Raw genomic sequence first — 18,263 nt, 5'->3', positions numbered from 1 at the left:
AATTACATCAGCTATTAAATGATACTTAAAAAACTCACTGTTACTTTTATTGCTATTATCCTTGCAGGTTGTAGTAGTCAACCACTTGTAAAATCAAGCTCAGGGGAGCTGACACAGCTTGGCAAAGCATCATTTTATGCCGATAAATACCAAGGAAGAACCACCGCAAATGGCGAACGCTTTGATCAGCAAGCAGCAACGGCAGCGCATCTTAAGCTGGCCTTTGGTACTAAAGTGAAAGTAACAAACCTAGCAAATAATAAGTCGGTAATAGTGAGAATTAACGACCGAGGTCCTTATATACGCGGGCGTATTATAGATTTATCGAGCAGTATGTTTAAAAAGATAGCCGACCCTAAAGTCGGCGTTATTGATGTGCAAGTTACCGTAATAGATAAAGCGAATTAAAAACGGATAGTAAGTGACGTGTAAGCAGGATCGCTAAGTAATTGCTGATGGGTGCCTTGTGCTATTACGCGCCCATCCTCTAACCAAATAATATTATCCATATGCTCAAGCAGGGCTGGATCATGAGTAATAGTAAGTACACTGGCGTTACTCATAACTTGCATAATGGCATGCATTACACTTTGTTTAGATTGATTATCTAGCCCTTCTGTTGGCTCATCAAGCACTAAAATAGCGGGGTTTTGCAATAAAGCCTGCGCAATCGCAATCCGCCTCGACTGACCTTGTGACACATTACGCCCACCGGTACCTAAGCGAGTATTTAACCCCGATTTTAACTCAGTAAACCACGGGCTAAGTTGTGCATGCGCTAGTGCATCTAGCATTTGCGCTTTAGTTGCATTAGGCGCTGCATAGCATAGGTTTTCTTTTAAAGTGCCATCAAAAATATGATGCTGTTGAGCCAAAATATTAATTAACCTTGCTCGGTTATCATTACTTAATAAATGCAAATCAACGCAGTTGCCTTGCTCACTCAAGGTAATATTGCCTTGTTGCAGTGGCCATAAACCGGTGAGTAAGTTAACTAAGGTGGTTTTACCGCTGCCGCTTCTACCAACAATGGCCACTTTTTGCTGCGGCTTTAGCTCAAAACTCACGTCATTTAATGCTGGGTGTTTATCGTAACAATAACTAATATTCTTAAGTGTTAGTGAGGGATTTTGCAAAGCCAAATTATTATTTATAGCGGCATCATATTGCGTATTAGCATTTACGGCTTTATCTTCAAGCGTAAATAAACGTTCAGCTGCTTTTAACACATTTGGTAATTCAATAAACGCATTTGGCAGGAGTAACACACTCTCAAAGCTGGCGAGCACAAATAGGCTTAGCATTGCCAGCTCAACATTAACCATGGCATTACTGTAAACCAGGGGCGCTATGGTCACAATACTTGCGATCATGGCCAGTTGTACAACTAATAAGCTTAAACCATCGGTATTAGCCAGCGCCTTGTGGCGAATAAAAAGTTGCTGATTATACTGCTCGCTTAAATCATCGCACTTAGCAATTTGCTGCTCCCGAGCTTGGTAAATACTTAGTTCTCTAAGGCCGGATAAAGTGTCGGAAAGCTCAGAGCGCAGCTGTGCACTTAACTGTGTTTCTTTGTGGCTGTTTTTATTTAATTTAGCGCTAAGAAAAGCGGGTAAAACGACGCCAATCAGAACAATGCCAGTAAAACAAATAAGTGCGACATCGGCGTTGTATGCCGACATAAACAGCATAATAATAGGCACGCTTAATAGCGCAACTAACATAGGTAATAATACGTTTAAGTAAAACTTATCTAGCGCGTCTACATCGTTTTGGAGCCGATTAACTAAATCGGCGCTGCGGCTCATTGCTAAGTCAACATTATTGAGTTTACTGAGGGTAGAGAACACACTAACGCGAATTTCACTTAGCATTAAAAAAGTAGCATTGTGAGTTACTAAGCGTTCTCCATACCGTGATGCGGTGCGTACAATCGCTAAAAAGCGAATAGTACCCGCAGGAGTAAAGTAATTCATTTGTGTACCGGCAAGACCGGCTGCTGCCATTGAGGCTAAAAACCAGCCCGATATAGCCAGTAACCCCACATTAGCAAGTACTGTAATAGTGGCTAAAAAGGTACCCAACAACATGGCTTTGTAGTGAGGCCGGCACAGTTTTAGTAAACGAATAAAGTTATGCATTAACTGCTCCTTGCTGGGCTGTTTGCAGTAAAGTGGCAAATTCACCAGCTTCAGCCGCTAAGCTATTAAAGCAACCTTGCTGAGCTATTTTGCCATTGTGCATTACAATAAGTTGCTCAGCATTTTTGACCGTATTGAGCCGATGGGCAATAACCAGCACTAAATTATGTTTTGCATAATCAGCTATAGCATGTTGAATAACTTGCTCTGTTTCGCTATCAAGGTGCGCGGTAGGCTCGTCAAGTACCAATATAGGTGCTTGTTTTATAAAAGCACGGGCAAGGGCAATACGTTGCTTTTGACCACCAGAAAGCCCCTCACCTTGCTCGCCAATTAAAGTATTAAAACCATCAGGCAGTGCCTTTATAAAATCCAAAGCACCTGCTTGCTTTGCTGCATGTTCAAGCTCTTGTAGTGTTGCATTAGGCTTAGCTAATTTAATATTGGCAGCAATAGTGTCGTAAAATAACGTGGCTGATTGCGGTATCCACGCAATGCGATTTTGTAATTGCCCAATATGTGCAGTACTTAAAATTTGCTTATTAATACTTATATGCTTAATTACCTCAGGGTGAAACCCTAATAAGCAATCAAATAGGGTACTTTTACCAGAGCCACTGGCACCAACAACGGCAATTAACCCTTTATTGGGGAGAGATAAGTTTATATTTTTTATTCCTTCGTCACTATTTGGGTAGGTAAAGCTAAGGTTATTAACAGTAATTGAGCTTATAGTGGCGCTAATTTTGTCTGTGGTGTGTTCACTTTGTTGCTCAGGCAATGGGGCATTTAAAATAATTAGCATGTCGGCGGCGGCACTTATACCTTGCAAGCGCGCATGATAGTGGCTGCCTAATTGACGCAGCGGCAAATAAAATTCAGGCGCTAACAGTAAAACTACAAAACCAGTGGCAAAATCAAGTGTGCCAAAAAACAATCTAAAACCAATAATAACTGCCACTAATGCCACACTAATGGTCGCTAAAAACTCCAATGCAAATGATGATAAAAAAGCAATTTTTAATACGCTAAGTGTTGCGTGTCTAAAGTCATCAGATATTTTAGCAATTTGTTTTAGCTCTAAGCGAGTTGCGTTAAATAGTTTAAGTTGGGTAAGCCCTTGTACGCGATCAAAAAAGTAATTCCCTAATACCGCCAGTTGTTGCCAGCGTTGTTGATTAAGCGCTTCGGCTTTTGAGCCCACTAAAATCATAAAAAAAGGAATGAGCGGGGCAGTTAATAAAAATATTAGCCCAGCTTTGTAATCTGTCGGAAAAATAACGATTAATATAGCCAGCGGAATAAGCGCACTGTAGGCAACGCCAGGTAGGTACTTAGCATAATAATCGTGTAGCGCTTCTACACCATTGTGCAATGTATTGAGGGTAGCACCTTGGCCATGTTGCTCTACATAGCTTGGCCCAAGTAGACTGAGCTTATTAAGTAGGGTTTGGCGCATTGCCGACTTTATTTTAAGTGCAGCATAAGCGCTAAAGCGTTCACTTAGTGCTAAAAATACCGCGCGAAGCAAAATAATACCGGCCAAAGGCCATAATAAGTAAGTGATTTCAGCCAAGCTTTGCTGTTCAAAAATTACATTATGAATAGCCTGAGCAAGTAAATAAGCCCCTGCAATCATGAGTAATGCGTTAACAGTACCCAGTGCAATGCTAAGCTTTAATAGCATTGCAGCGGGTTTACTTCGACGCTTTAAAAAAGCGCGCAAAGACTGCTGTTGCGCGCGATCAGGGCGGGTGTTAGTCGTCATTTTTAGTTGTGTTAGTCTCTTTTAATAAATCATGCATTACTTGCTCGTCATCAGCAATACTGTCTTTATTTTGCTGAAACTCATACCACATTACATTTATTACACCTAAGGTACAGGCTAAAAGTACACCTAAAATCCAAGCGAAATACCACATAGTTTAGTCTCCTTAGTAGCTACCGTGAGGGTTGTTTTCTATTTCTTCTACCGTAACGCGGCGCCACATTTTTACGTAACACCAGATGGTGTAAGATAAAATAATTGGCACAAAAATAACTACGGCAACAAACATAACGTTAAGCGTCATATGGCTCGACACCGCATCCCAAATAGTTAAACTAATATTTGGGTTATTACTCGATGGCATAATAAAGGGGAACAGTGATACGCCTGCCGTCATAATAATGCCTATTAACATTAAGCTTGTTGAAGCAAGCCCTAATGCGGGTTTATTTAATTTAGAGAACAACAATGCACTGAGTGCCATTGCAAACGCTAAAATAGGGAAGGTCATAGTCCAAGGGCGCTCACTGTAATTAGTTAGCCAAGCACCTTGCGCAGTTGTAACTACTTTTGCCAGTGGGTCGGCATGGCTTTGTGTATCCGGCATAGATACAATTTGATAACCCGTTAAATTAGCAACCCAAAAACCAGCTGCTGCAAATAGCACAATAAATAGAATAAGTGCATAACGACCATATTGCCCTGAGCGCTCTGCAACTAAGCTAGCAGTACGCAGTTGTAGCCACATACCTGCATGAGCTATTAACATAGTAATACTAATTACACCTACTAACAGTGCAAATGGGTTGAGTAGTGCAAAGAACGAACCTTGGTAACTTACTCGTAAAAAATTATCAATGCTAAAAGGCACACCTAAAAAGAGGTTACCAAAGGCCACACCAAATACTAATGCAGGAATGGCACTGCCAGCAAATAGGCCCCAGTCCCAGTTATTACGCCAGCGTTTTGAATCTACTTTACTGCGGTAATCAAACCCAAGTGGTCTAAAAAATAATGCAAACAATACCAGCATCATAGCAAAATAAAAGCCTGAAAAAGCCGCTGCATATACCATAGGCCACGCGGCAAATAGTGCACCACCGGCGGTAATAAACCATACTTGGTTGCCATCCCAATGCGGGCCAATAGTATTAATAACGGTGCGGCGCTCTGAATCAGTTTTACCCACTAGGCGCAGCAGCATAGCAACGCCCATATCCATGCCGTCGGTAATTGCAAAGCCAATTAGCAGTATGCCTATGATCAACCACCACAGCATTTTTAATGTTTCATAATCAAAAATCATGATTGCTCTCCTCTACCTTCAGTGGTGTTATTAGGTAGTTCAAAGTGATACTTACCGGTATGTAGTGAGCTTGGGCCTTGCTTAATAAAGCGTAGCATTAACCAACCTTCAACAATGGCTAAGCCGGTATAAAATACAATAAACCCAGTTAAGCTAATTAAAATATCGTTTACCGTTAGCGTAGAAGTTGCTAAAAAGGTTGGTAATATTTCAGAAATAGCCCAAGGCTGGCGACCATATTCAGCCACAATCCAACCAAATTCAATGGCTATCCACGGCAGTGGAATACTTAAAACAGTAGCCCATAACAGCCAACGTTTTTGCTCAATAACTCGCTGCGCGTTATAGTAAAAAGCAAGAATAAACACACCCAGCATTAATACGCCACAGCCAACCATAATACGAAAAGACCAAAACATTGGGCCCACTTTAGGAAAAGAGTCTTTAACTGCTTTTTGAATTTGCTCTTCTGTGGCATCTACTACATCAGATGTATAACGCTTCAGTAATAGGCCGTAGCCTAAATCGTCTTTTAGGGTGTTAAATTTAGCGACGTTTTCAGGCGTGTCATCACCAGCGCGCAGTTTTACTAGGTATTCGTACGCAATCATACCGTTACGAATTCGCACTTCGTGTTGTTTTTCTAGATCGTTAATACCGGTCACTTGCTCATCGAGCGAGCGAGTTGCAATAAGCCCTAATGCATACGGGATTTTTACAGCGCCGTGAGTTACCTGCTTTTCTGAATCTGGGAAACCTATAAGTGTAAACGCTGCTGGAGCTTCTTCGGTATGCCATTCTGCTTCAATGGTGGCCAGTTTTACTTTTTGCACTTCGCCTACTTCATAACCCGATTCATCGCCGAGCAAAATAACACAAAAAATAGAGGCTAAACCAAAGCCAGAGGCGACTGAAAACGAGCGTTTAGCAAAGGCTAAGTCGCGTCCTTTTAAAATATAATAACCACTAATACCGAGCACAAACATAGATGCAGCAACATAACCTGCAGATACGGTATGAATAAATTTAACCTGTGCTACAGGGTTAAATACCAGCTCTGCAAAGCTGGTCATTTCCATGCGCATGGTTTGGTAATTAAACTCGGCACCTACTGGGTTTTGCATCCAGCCGTTGGCAATTAAAATCCATAACGCCGACATGTTAGTACCAATTGCCATTAAAAAGGTAGCACCTAAGTGCTGGCGTTTAGAGAGCCGGTCCCAACCTAAAAAGAACATACCCACAAAAGTTGATTCTAAAAAGAATGCCATTAACCCTTCAATAGCAAGGGGAGCCCCAAAAACATCACCTACGTAATGGGAGTAATAAGACCAGTTGGTACCAAACTCAAACTCCATGGTAAGACCCGTAGCCACACCAATTGCAAAGTTAATACCAAACAATTTTCCCCAAAACTTAGTCATATCGCGATAAATTTCACGGCCGGTCATAACGTAAACCGATTCCATAATAACTAAGATCCAAGTCATACCTATGGTTAAAGGTACAAATAAGAAGTGAAAGAGGGCGGTAACAGCGAACTGCAATCGCGATAGATCCACAAAGGTTTCATCTATCATGTTTAGCTCCTAATATGTGATGTAGTTACAGCACAAAGCAATAATTTGACGGGTGCGTTGATTTTATAAGGTTTCAGTAATTACTGAAAGTTACATTAGTATTTACTTTTGACCATTTGAAGTCAACATTTATATTAGCAAAACGCAATATAAGCGGTTAGTGCTTAATCAGTATCAAAAGCATACAGTACCTGGGCTATTTTTAGCAAATTTAAGCACTTAGTTTTAAGCATTTAATCCAATACGAAAACGCGGTAAACTAGTTTCAATTAACGCCCAGAGCCTGTTAACCCATAAAGGCAAGCAGGCCCTAGTTTACGTGTGAAAAAATCAAATGAATAAAGATCAAAAACAACTACGAATTGGTATTGTGGCAGGTGAACTGTCGGGCGATATTTTAGGTGAAGGCTTAATTAAAGCACTTAAAAAGCATTTTCCCGATGCGATTTTTGAAGGTATAGCGGGCCCTAAAATGCAGGCGCAAGGCTGTAACACGCTTTACGACATGGATGAGTTGTCGGTAATGGGGTTGGTTGAAGTATTAGGGCGCCTACCGCGCTTGCTTAAAATACGTAAACAACTGGTGCAACATTTTATTGATAACCCACCTGATGTATTTATTGGCATAGATGCGCCCGATTTTAACTTGCGCGTAGAAAAACCCCTTAAAGACGCCGGAATTAAAACAGTACAATACGTAAGCCCCTCGGTTTGGGCATGGCGAGAAAAACGCATTCATACCATAAGTGCTGCTACTAACTTAGTGCTTGCATTATTACCGTTTGAAAAAGAATTTTACGACAAGCACCAAGTACCTTGTACATTTGTAGGGCACACATTAGCAGACGATATAGCGCTTGAGCACGACGACAGCAAAGCCCGCAAAGAGCTAGGTTTAAGCCCTGATGATAAAGTACTTGCCCTGCTACCTGGTAGTCGCGGCTCAGAAGTAGGCTTATTAAGCGAAACCTATATTAAAACAGCCGTGCAGTTACAAGCGCAAAACCCAGCACTTAAAATTGTGGTGCCATTGGTTAACGCCAAACGCAAAGCGCAGTTTACTGAAATTTTAAATGCTACTGCGCCAACGCTTAAAATTAGTTTGCTGGATGGGCAATCAAAACAAGCTATGCAAGCAGCCGATGCTATTTTATTAGCGTCGGGTACTGCCACGCTTGAGGGCATGCTGTATAAAAAGCCCATGGTAGTGGGTTATAAAATTAAACCACTGAGCTATTGGATTTTTAAAACCTTATTTACCTTTAATATAAAGTATTTTTCATTGCCGAATTTATTGGCCGATGAAGAACTCGTACCCGAGTTTTTGCAAAGTGAGTGCAATGTAGCTAATTTAACGCAAGCACTTACGCCTATGCTAAATACCGATAACCAAGCATTAAAAGCACGCTTTTTAGCGATCCACAAAAAAATTAGGTTAAATGCCAGCGAACAAGCAGCCAATGCTGTAGCGGAGTTAATAAATGCAAATTGAACGACCCAATGTAGCCCTTATTGCCGGTGTTGACGAAGTAGGGCGTGGCCCCCTTGTTGGCGACGTAGTTACTGCTGCCGTTATTTTAGATCCCTCAAAGCCTATTGCAGGTTTAGCAGATTCAAAAAAATTAACGGATAAAAAACGCCAAGCGCTTGCCATTGAAATTCAAGAAAAAGCATTGTGCTACGCGTATGGTCGTTGCAGCCCAACAGAGATTGATGAACTAAATATTCTGCACGCCACTATGCTTGCCATGACTCGCGCAGTAGAGGGGCTAAGCACGCAACCTGAATTTGTATTTATAGATGGCAACCGCCTACCTAAGTTAACCATGCCAGCGCAAGCAATAGTAAAAGGCGACAGCTTAGTAGCCGAAATTTCAGCCGCTTCTATTTTAGCTAAAGTAGCGCGCGACAACGAAATGGTAGAGCTAGATAAACGCCACCCAGAATATGGTTTTGCAGGGCATAAAGGCTATCCAACCAAAGCGCATTTTGCAGCACTTGAGCAATATGGCGCAATAAAGGAGCATCGTAAAAGCTTTAAACCAGTGCAACGTGTATTAGCGCAAGCCAAGGGTGAGGCGTAAACATGGCAGCTCCAGATTTTGTTCACTTAAGAGTTCACTCTGATTTTTCGATGGTTGATGGCCTTGCCAAAACCAAGCCAATTGTAGCCAAAGCACAAGAACTACAAATGCCGGCAATTGCTATTACCGACCAAATGAACTTATGTGGCTTAGTGCGTTTTTACGAAACAGCCCACAGCACAGGTATAAAACCTATAGTGGGTGCTGACTTTTGGCTACGCAGCCCTGAGTTTGAAAACGAGCCAAGCCGCATTACTATTTTAGCAAAAGACAATCAAGGTTATAAAAACCTCACTTTATTAATATCTAAAGCATATCAGCGCGGGCATGTATTTCATCGCCCGGTGATTGATCGTGATTGGCTAATAGAACTTAAAGCCGGGTTAATAATACTCTCTGGTGCAAAAGACGGTGATTTAGGTAAAGCGTTATTAAAAAATAATCCGAGTGTTATTGAATCGGTTGTTAGTTTTTATAAACAGCATTTTAGTGATAACTACTACCTTGAGCTGGTGCGAACTAATCGACCGCTTGAAGAAGATTACTTGCACATGGCGGTAGAGCTTGCTGCTAAAGAGCAATTACCCGTTGTGGCCACTAACGAAGTGGTGTTTTTAAAACCAGAAAACTTTGAAGCACACGAAATTCGCGTGGCTATTTTTGATGGTTATACACTGGATGATAAACGCCGCCCTAAACGATTTTCAGAAGAGCAATACTTAAAAACGCCAGAGCAAATGGCTGAGTTATTTAGCGACATTCCAGAGGCATTACAAAACACCGTAGAAATAGCCAAACGCTGTAATGTAACGGTGCAGCTTGGCACTTACTTTTTGCCAGATTATCCGACCGGCTCACTTAAAATTGAAGACTTTTTAGTTAAGGTGTCACAAGACGGTCTTGAAGAGCGATTGCAGTTTTTATTTCCTGATGAGCAAGAGCGTAAAGAAAAACGCGTTGAATACGATGAGCGTCTAGATATAGAGCTTGGTGTAATTAACGAAATGGGATTCCCAGGTTATTTCTTAATCGTAATGGAATTTATTCAGTGGAGCAAAGATAACAATATTCCAGTTGGCCCTGGGCGTGGGTCAGGTGCAGGATCACTGGTAGCCTACGCGCTTAAAATTACCGACCTTGATCCATTGGAATTTGACTTGCTGTTTGAGCGGTTTTTGAACCCAGAACGTATTTCAATGCCCGACTTCGACGTCGATTTTTGTATGGATAGGCGCGATGAGGTGATTGATCATGTATCGGCCTTGTATGGGCGTAACGCGGTATCGCAAATTATTACCTTTGGAACCATGGCGGCAAAAGCGGTAATACGCGATGTTGGCCGAGTGCTAGGTCACCCGTACGGTTTTGTTGATCGTATTTCAAAAATGATCCCAGGCGATCCTGGGATGACACTTGCCAAGGCATTTGATATAGAGCCACGCTTGCAAGAAGCCTACGATGGCGACAATGAAGTAAAAGATTTAATCGACATGTGTCGCATTCTTGAAGGGTGTACACGTAACGCCGGTAAGCATGCGGGTGGGGTAGTAATATCGCCCACCACAATTACCGACTTTGCTGCTCTTTATTGCGATGACGAAGGTAAGTTTCCGGTTACTCAGTTTGATAAAAACGATGTAGAAACTGCCGGTTTAGTTAAGTTTGACTTTTTAGGCTTACGAACGCTGACTATATTGCAGTGGGCGCTCGACATGACCAACGAGCGCTTAGCGCGCACCGGTAAAGAACCAGTAGATATTAATACTATTCCGTTGGATGATAAAAAGAGTATTGACTTACTACTGCGCGCCGAAACGACTGCGGTGTTTCAGCTAGAATCAAGGGGCATGAAAGACTTAGTAAGGCGCTTAAAGCCCGACAGCTTTGAAGATATGATTGCTTTAGTAGCCTTGTTTCGACCCGGTCCGCTGCAATCGGGCATGGTAGATAACTTTATCGACCGAAAATTAGGTCGCGAAGAAATCTCATACCCCGATGCGCAGTATCAGCACGAAAGCTTAAAACCTATTTTAGAGCCAACCTACGGCATTATTTTGTATCAAGAACAAGTAATGCAAATAGCCCAAGTATTAGCAGGCTATACACTAGGCGGCGCCGATATGCTGCGCCGTGCTATGGGTAAGAAAAAGCCCGAAGAAATGGCAAAACAGCGTTCAACATTTGAAGATGGTGCGCGAAATAACGGCATTGACGGCGAACTAGCAATTAAGATCTTCGATCTGGTAGAAAAGTTCGCAGGTTATGGTTTTAATAAATCGCACTCCGCTGCGTATGCATTAGTGTCGTATCAAACACTGTGGATGAAAACCCATCATCCAGCAGAGTTTATGGCTGCGGTAATGTCGGCCGATATGGATAATACCGACAAAATAGTTATTTTGGTGGATGAATGTGAAAACATGAAACTCACCTTGCTCCCGCCTGATGTTAATGCAGGCGAGTTCAAATTTACAGTAAACCTGCAAGGCGAAATTGTTTACGGTATTGGCGCTATTAAAGGAGTAGGTGAAGCACCTGTAGATGCAATTTTAGAAGCACGCGCTAAGGGCGGACCATTTAAAGATTTATTTGATTTTTGTGCCCGTGTTGATTTAAAACGCTTAAATAAACGTGTAACCGAAAAACTTATTTATTCAGGGGCACTTGATCAGCTAGGCCCTGAAAAAACTCAATCAGGGCGCGCCACGTTATTGGCAAGCTTAAAAAGTGCCATGCGCGCCGCCGATCAGCACAATAAAGCAGAGTTATTAGGGCAAAGTGATTTATTTGGCTTATTAGCCACTGAACCCGATGAAGTAGAGCAAGCCTTTATTAAAGCCACAGGACTCACCGATAACGAATGGCTCGATGGCGAAAAAGAAACCCTTGGTCTTTATTTAACCGGTCATCCAATAAATCAATATCGCCGCGAGCTAAAATATTATACCAGTGGTAAATTGGTCGATTTACAGCCTACTAATCGCGATGTAGTATCTACAGCTGCAGGGCTTGTAATTTCGGCCAGAGTGCTTATTAATAAAAAAGGAAATAGGTGGGCATTAATAACTTTAGATGACAAGAGCGCCCGCATTGATGTACGCTTATATTCAGATGAGTTTGAAAAATACCAAGATATGCTCCAAGTTAATAATATTTTGGTGATATCTGGACAGGTCAGCTTTGATAACTTCTCTGGTGGTATTACAATGACCGCCAGAGAAATAAACACCATTGCTCAAGCGCGTGAAAAACGTATTAAAGCGATTAAAATGACGCTGAACATGGTGCAAGTCGAGGCAGGTTTCTTCGATAAATTACAAAAAGTACTCGAACCATATAAAATGGGAACGTGTCCGATCAAGGTTTATTACCAACGCCCAGATGCATTGGCGCAATTAACCCTAGGGATCGAATGGTGTGTTACGCCAAGTGACGACTTAATTCATAAGTTATCGCTAATGGCAGCGCAAGATGTAGAACTAGAATTTAACTAATTAGGTAGTTTAGAGCATGAGCCTCAATTATCTTGATTTTGAGCTTCCGATTGCAGAATTAGAAGTGAAAATTGAAGAATTACAAAATGTAAGCCGCGCTGGCGAATTAGACCTTGAATTAGAAGAGGAAGTCAGCAAGCTAAAAGAGAAAAGCGACCGATTAAAAGAGAAAATATTCTCTGAACTTGGCGCTTGGCAAGTATCACAGCTGGCACGTCATCCGTTGCGTCCTTATACTCGAGATTATATCGAGCGTATTTTTACGGAGTTTGACGAGTTTGCAGGTGATCGTACTTTTGCTAATGATCCGGCAATTTTAGGTGGTATAGCGCGTTTAGATGGCGAACCAGTAATGGTTATTGGCCAACAAAAAGGCCGTGGTACCGCTGAAAAAATTAAACGTAACTTTGGTATGCCAAAGCCTGAAGGATACCGTAAAGCATTGCGCTTAATGGAAATGGCTGAGCGTTTTAAAATGCCAATTATGACCTTTATCGACACCCCTGGAGCTTATCCTGGTGTGGGTGCTGAAGAGCGTGGCCAGTCAGAAGCTATCGCCCGTAACCTTAAAGTAATGGCCTCTTTAAAAGTGCCAACTATTTGTACGGTTATTGGTGAAGGTGGATCGGGTGGTGCGTTAGCAATTGGTGTTGGCGATCGTGTTAACATGTTGCAATACAGTACTTACTCAGTAATTTCACCTGAAGGGTGTGCATCTATTTTATGGAAAAGCGCCGATAAAGCTCCACTTGCTGCTGAAGCTATGGGTGTAACTGCTAAGCGAGTTAAAGAGTTAGACCTAATTAACAACTTAGTAGATGAGCCATTAGGTGGAGCGCACCGTAATTATGATGCTATGGCACGTAATTTAAAAGTGCGATTAAAGCGTGACTTAGCCGACCTACAAGCACTTTCGCTTGAAGAGATGCTTGATCAGCGCTACAAACGCTTAATGTCGTTTGGTTATTGCTCTTAAATTCTTTTAATAATTAGCAATAAATATTTAAAAAAGCCGCTTATGCGGCTTTTTTGTTTTAAAATGGCTAAAATCAAGTACCTAAAACTTAGTATTTTAAAATTATTGGCTAAATTATCTGGAGCTCAGGTTAAATTAATGCACACATCGCTTATTTATCAACAAGTAAAACAATCATTGGGTCAATATATTGAGCAAGGTCATAGGGTGTTTACTGTGGCACTTTCTGGTGGCGTTGATTCTGTGGTGTTACTGCATTTAATGCATGCTTTACGAGTGCAGGATCCTGCACTGCAAGTTTCTGCTATTTATATACACCATGGTTTGAGCCAGTATGCCGACGACTGGCAGGTTTTTTGTCAAACCCTGTGCAATGAGCTAAATGTGCCATTTCAAACGGCTAAAGTAAATATAGAGCAGCAGTCACGCACGAGCCTAGAGGCGCAAGCGCGCGATGCTCGTTACCAAGCTTTAGATGAGCTAAGTCCACATGGCAGCATTATTTTACTTGGGCAACATTTAAACGACCAAATAGAAACCTTTTTACTGCGCTTAAAACGTGGCTCGGGTTTAAAAGGTTTAGGTGCAATGCAGCGCGAGCGCACTTTAACCAGCGGCCGATTATGTTTCAGGCCGCTGTTAGCGGTAAAACGCAGTGATATAGAAGCCTTTGCGGCGCAATATGCACTTAACCATGTTACCGATGATTCTAATACTGATGAGCGCTTTGAGCGTAACTTTATGCGCCAGCAAGTTGTGCCAATATTAGCAGCGCGCTTTAATGGTTTTGAACAATGTACCGCTCGCAGTATTAGTTTACTGCAGCAGCAACACGCTTTACTCAACGAATATACTCACATTGATTTAACGCAATGCGTTAATTCTCAGCAGGCGTTAAATATAAGTGCTATTGCCAAATTTACTCCTATTAGAACAGCCAATGTAGTACGTGCATGGCTAGAGCTATTTACTCATGTATTACCATCGCAAAAGCAGCTGGAGCAAATAATTAATCAGGCTATTGCAGCTAAAAGCGATGCACAAATGCTTATTGAGCTTAGTGATGGACAAATACGCCGCCATCAAGGGCATTTATATTTTGTTGTACCAAGTACGCAAATATTAAACAACACACTAATTACTCGCAGTGAGCTAAAGCTTGCCGATGGTCGCTTACTAAAAAAACACAGTGGCGTAGGAGTCAGAGCGCCAACTGCAGATGAGCAAGTAAGCGTGCGTTTTAATTGTAATAGTGCGCGCATCAAACCTTTAAAAAAACCAGGAAGTAATACACTCAAGCATTGGTTTAAAGATGCAAAAGTGGCTCCTTGGCTGCGTGCTAATGTGCCGTTAATTTTTTATAATGATGACCTAGTACAAGTGGTAGGCTATTTTATAAGTGCTAACCATAGTGATGAAAACGGTATTTATTGGGAGTGTAAATAATGAGTAAGGAGCCGCATGTAGGCTTATCGTTAGTAAATAAAGCACCACAAGGTATGCTAATTACAGCGGTTATTGCTGTGCTTGCTAATTATTTTTTAACGCTTGATGTAGTGACATTAGGCTGCGCTATAGCGGGTGGAATAGTGTGCGCTAGTATTTTACTGGCTTATTGGTTAGGTAAAGGTGGGCTGTTTTTTATTTTAGGAGTGAGTGTACCGCTGTTGTTAGTGTTATTTACGCCACTTGCTAGTATTGCTGCATTACTTAATTTACTCAGTGGTTTCTTTTTTGGTTTTTGCATTGCGTTGGTTATGTATAAATTTTTATCGGCAAAGTTGCTCCCTAAGTAGGTAGACTTATTAAAACTACTTAGGCAGCAATAAAAAGCCTAGCGGGGGAAGCTAGGCTTTTTATTTACAACAATATTAACCGCTGTACTTAATATGCTTTGGCGCAATTTCGTCCCGCTGCTTTGGCTTTATATAAACCCTTATCGGCTCGCGAAAAAACATCGTTTTCGGTGTCTTGGCTACTCGCTAAAGTAAAGCCAATACTGGTAGTAACTGAGTACTGCGCCATTATTTTTGAGTTTTTAACGCGTTGCATAATGCGCTCAGCTATTACTTTATTAGTAGTAAACTCAGGATCTTCAATGAGTATTGCAAATTCATCGCCACCAAATCTAAATACAGAGTCAGTGCCTCGAATAGAGCCATTAAGTACTAAGGCAAATTCTTTAAGTACATCGTCACCCACTTTATGACCAAAATTATCGTTTACTTGCTTAAAACTGTCTAAATCAAGCAACATTAAACTAAATGGGCGCTGGTAACGGCGGCAGTTTTCAAGCTTTTGCAGTAAGGTGTCATTAAATTGACTTCTATTGCTTAGTCCAGTTAATGCATCTTTTGTGGCAAGTTTTAATACCCGGTTATACATTATCGCATTACGTAAAGGGTAGAGCAGCGCACTATGAAAATATTGTAGTTTTTTTTCTATGGCCACACTCAGTGGGTATTTACTAAAGTATATTAATTGCCCTAAATTACTGTTCTCTACATTTAAATCAAAGGTATAAGAAAGCGTATCAATATCGCAATCAGGCGTTTGCACTGTACCTAGCGCAGACTTGAACTGTATACCTGAAAAATTTAGCAGTTGTTTTGCAAATTTTGCGTAAATAGCTAATATATCTTCGAGTATTAAACTGGTTTGTAATTTTGCAGCTAGCTCTTGCGTTGCTGCCGGTTCATTTTTACGATAATGCTCAGCCGAATACGGCAAAAACTCTCCGCGTCCAGCAATACGTTGTGTCAATATATGCACATTTTCCATTCAATTATTCCCCCGAGTATATGATCTTATAATACTAAGCGAATTTTATGCCACATTTAAAAACTGGCCGATAAATTGATGATTGCTATAGTTAAGCATGGCTGTTTTTATAAGTAACGAGGTAATATTTGCAAAATATTAATACTCAAATTTTTACTTTATTAGTCGCTGCTGTCTTATTTGTATGGATTTTTAAGCGCGTAGGGCTACCTCCTATATTGGCTTATTTAGCAACAGGGGTTTTAGCAGGTAGTCACAGTGTTGGCTGGATGACGCAAACTCACGAAATGGATTTAGTAGCTGAACTAGGTATAGTATTTTTATTATTTAGTTTGGGGCTCGAGTTTTCTATTTCGCGCCTAATGGCAATGCGCAATATAGTATTTGGCTTAGGATCATTGCAGGTTGTAGTAACCAGTACAGTGCTTATTGTGATTTTATATTGCTTAAACTTTAGTTTGCTCACCAGTTTTACAATTGGCGTTATTATGATGCTGTCCTCAACTGCTGTGGTTGTTAAGCTATTAAAAGAAAACGGAGAGTTAAATCAACGCCGTGGGCAGCTCGCCATTGGAGTGCTTTTATTGCAAGACATTGCGGTTGTGCCTTTACTGATTATTTTACCTTTATTAGCCGCTACCGGATCGCAAAGTATTAGCTGGGCGTTAGCAGTAGCACTCACTAAGGGGGCGTTTGTTTGTTTACTACTTTGGGCTATAGGTAAATGGATTTTGCCTAAAGTATTTAATGAAATTGCGTTAGTACGTACCGACGAGCTATTTATGCTTACCACTTTGCTGGTAGCTTTATTTGCTGCCTTACTCACCTACTCATTTGGTTTATCTATGGCACTGGGCGCTTTTTTAGCAGGCATGATGCTAGGAGAAAGCCATTACCGGCACCAGCTTGAAGCAGACATTAGGCCATTTAGAGATATTTTAATGGGGTTGTTTTTTGTCACTGTCGGCATGCAGCTCAATGTAATGTATGTGCTTAATAATAGCTTACTTATTATTGGCGCATTAGTTGGGTTATTAGTATTAAAAATAGCGGTAATGGCAATAAGTGCTCAGCTAATGGGCGAGCGAAAACAAGACGCGCTAGCATGTGCATTTATGCTATGGCAAATGGGGGAGTTTGGTTTTGTACTTATAGCGCTAGGCGCTCAGCATCAGTTACTAACTAATCAGCAAGTATCGTTTTTAATTGCTTTAGGGGTGCTTTCTATGGCGCTTACGCCCTTTTTAATTGATAAAACACCTTTTATTTTAAAGCGTATTGGCGTGCTAGATCGTGCAAGCCAAGCGTGGGAAAGTGAACCTAAAAGCAGCACACTGTATAGTGATCATGTCATTATTTGTGGCTTTTCACGGGTGGGGCAAACGGTTGCACGTTTTTTAAAACCAGAAGCCATTGATTATATAGCAATAGAAAGTAATCCAATTTTAGTTCAAGAAGGTAAAGCGGCTGGTGAGCCTATATTATTTGGCCATGTTAAACAAAAAGATATTTTAAAATGTGCGGGAGTAGAGCGAGCACGTTTAGTCATTATTACCTTTACTGAGTTTGAGCAAACGCAAATAGTAATAGATGCAATCAAGCAAGTTGCCCTAGAGGTAAAAATACTAATAAGAACCAAAGACGACAGTCAGCTGGAGCGTTTAAAAGAACTGGGGGTTACCGAAGTTGTGCCAGAAACCCTTGAAGCTAGCTTAATGTTGGTTTCGCATGTTTTGTCTATGTCGGGGGTACCAATGAGCCGTATTATTCGCCGTGTTAGCACCGAAAGGCATAACCGTTATCAATTATTGCAACGCTTTTTTACCGGTGAGTACCTTGATGTAGACGAAGACGCGCATGAACGCCTTGAATACTTGCATGTAATAGCGCTACCCGATAAAGCTTTTGCGGTTAATAAAAGTATTGCGGCGCTTAATTTAGCAAAACGAAAAGTGTCTATAAAAGCACTGCGCCGACAAAATAATGAAATAGAGAACCCATCAGCTCACACTATATTACTAGCCAACGATATTTTAATACTGCAAGGTAAACCAAGGCGCGTAGAGCGAGTAGAGCATTATTTATTTGATGGTATTGAGTAAGTTACTTAGATGATGCAGGGCGAGCATG

At 41.2% G+C, this 18,263-nt stretch carries 14 protein-coding genes; 8 read left to right on the top strand and 6 right to left on the bottom strand.

Going from position 1 to position 18,263, the window contains the following annotated elements:
• Positions 1-18 precede the first annotated feature (18 nt).
• A complete protein-coding gene (locus H5058_RS07065; protein ID WP_089368555.1) occupies positions 19-408 on the top strand; it encodes a septal ring lytic transglycosylase RlpA family protein in 390 nt (129 codons plus the stop codon).
• Here H5058_RS07065 and cydC read toward each other — a convergent pair.
• The 5 genes from cydC to H5058_RS07040 are packed head-to-tail and all read right to left on the bottom strand — an operon-like array spanning position 405 to position 6,798.
• Positions 405-2,144, bottom strand: coding sequence for a thiol reductant ABC exporter subunit CydC (gene cydC / locus H5058_RS07060; RefSeq protein WP_182677453.1), 1,740 nt, complete (start codon positions 2,142-2,144; stop codon positions 405-407). The two genes, H5058_RS07065 and cydC, sit on opposite strands and share 4 nt — an antisense overlap.
• Positions 2,137-3,912 (bottom strand): thiol reductant ABC exporter subunit CydD, encoded by a 1,776-nt coding sequence (gene cydD, locus H5058_RS07055; protein WP_182677451.1) that lies wholly within the window; start codon positions 3,910-3,912, stop codon positions 2,137-2,139. Before cydD ends, cydC begins: the two co-directional genes overlap by 8 nt.
• Complete coding sequence (gene cydX / locus H5058_RS07050; protein WP_011328678.1) at positions 3,902-4,066, bottom strand: cytochrome bd-I oxidase subunit CydX; 165 nt, start codon at positions 4,064-4,066, stop codon at positions 3,902-3,904. The genes cydD and cydX overlap by 11 nt, the downstream gene beginning before the upstream one ends.
• Positions 4,067-4,078: 12 nt before the next feature.
• Positions 4,079-5,218 carry a cytochrome d ubiquinol oxidase subunit II gene (gene cydB / locus H5058_RS07045; protein ID WP_089368552.1) on the bottom strand — a complete coding sequence of 380 codons (1,140 nt, stop codon included), beginning with the start codon at positions 5,216-5,218 and terminating at the stop codon, positions 4,079-4,081.
• Positions 5,215-6,798: a cytochrome ubiquinol oxidase subunit I gene (locus H5058_RS07040; RefSeq protein WP_011328676.1), complete on the bottom strand. Its 1,584-nt coding sequence runs from the start codon at positions 6,796-6,798 to the stop codon at positions 5,215-5,217. The genes cydB and H5058_RS07040 overlap by 4 nt, the downstream gene beginning before the upstream one ends.
• A gap of 334 nt (positions 6,799-7,132) precedes the next feature.
• Here H5058_RS07040 and lpxB point away from each other — a divergent pair, with 334 nt between their 5' ends.
• The 6 genes from lpxB (at position 7,133) to H5058_RS07010 (ending at position 15,148) form a co-directional block, all read left to right on the top strand.
• On the top strand, positions 7,133-8,290 hold the full coding sequence (gene lpxB / locus H5058_RS07035) for a lipid-A-disaccharide synthase (protein ID WP_011328675.1): 1,158 nt from the start codon (positions 7,133-7,135) through the stop codon (positions 8,288-8,290).
• On the top strand, positions 8,280-8,882 hold the full coding sequence (rnhB, locus tag H5058_RS07030; RefSeq protein ID WP_011328674.1) for a ribonuclease HII: 603 nt from the start codon (positions 8,280-8,282) through the stop codon (positions 8,880-8,882). The genes lpxB and rnhB overlap by 11 nt, the downstream gene beginning before the upstream one ends.
• A 2-nt stretch (positions 8,883-8,884) precedes the next feature.
• Entirely contained in the window at positions 8,885-12,376 is a 3,492-nt protein-coding gene (gene dnaE, locus H5058_RS07025; protein WP_089368550.1) for a DNA polymerase III subunit alpha, read from the top strand.
• Positions 12,377-12,392: 16 nt separating this feature from the next.
• Positions 12,393-13,352 carry an acetyl-CoA carboxylase carboxyl transferase subunit alpha gene (gene accA / locus H5058_RS07020; RefSeq protein ID WP_011328672.1) on the top strand — a complete coding sequence of 320 codons (960 nt, stop codon included), beginning with the start codon at positions 12,393-12,395 and terminating at the stop codon, positions 13,350-13,352.
• Positions 13,353-13,490: 138 nt separating this feature from the next.
• Positions 13,491-14,798, top strand: coding sequence for a tRNA lysidine(34) synthetase TilS (gene tilS / locus H5058_RS07015; protein WP_089368972.1), 1,308 nt, complete (start codon positions 13,491-13,493; stop codon positions 14,796-14,798).
• Positions 14,798-15,148 (top strand): hypothetical protein, encoded by a 351-nt coding sequence (locus H5058_RS07010; RefSeq protein ID WP_182677449.1) that lies wholly within the window; start codon positions 14,798-14,800, stop codon positions 15,146-15,148. The genes tilS and H5058_RS07010 overlap by 1 nt, the downstream gene beginning before the upstream one ends.
• Before the next feature lie 88 nt (positions 15,149-15,236).
• On the opposite strand, the gene H5058_RS07005 is transcribed toward H5058_RS07010, so the two are convergent.
• Positions 15,237-16,133: a GGDEF domain-containing protein gene (locus H5058_RS07005; protein ID WP_182677447.1), complete on the bottom strand. Its 897-nt coding sequence runs from the start codon at positions 16,131-16,133 to the stop codon at positions 15,237-15,239.
• Between the two features lie 128 nt (positions 16,134-16,261).
• On the opposite strand from H5058_RS07005, the gene H5058_RS07000 reads away from it, so the two are divergent.
• Complete coding sequence (locus tag H5058_RS07000) at positions 16,262-18,235, top strand: cation:proton antiporter (protein WP_182677445.1); 1,974 nt, start codon at positions 16,262-16,264, stop codon at positions 18,233-18,235.
• Positions 18,236-18,263 lie beyond the last annotated feature (28 nt).

Origin of the sequence: Pseudoalteromonas sp. SR45-4 (assembly GCF_014163535.1) — a bacterium.
Lineage (GTDB): Bacteria > Pseudomonadota > Gammaproteobacteria > Enterobacterales > Alteromonadaceae > Pseudoalteromonas > Pseudoalteromonas nigrifaciens.
The sequence above is the reverse complement of the archived record's forward strand: the minus strand, read 5'-3'. Positions and strand labels throughout refer to the sequence as shown.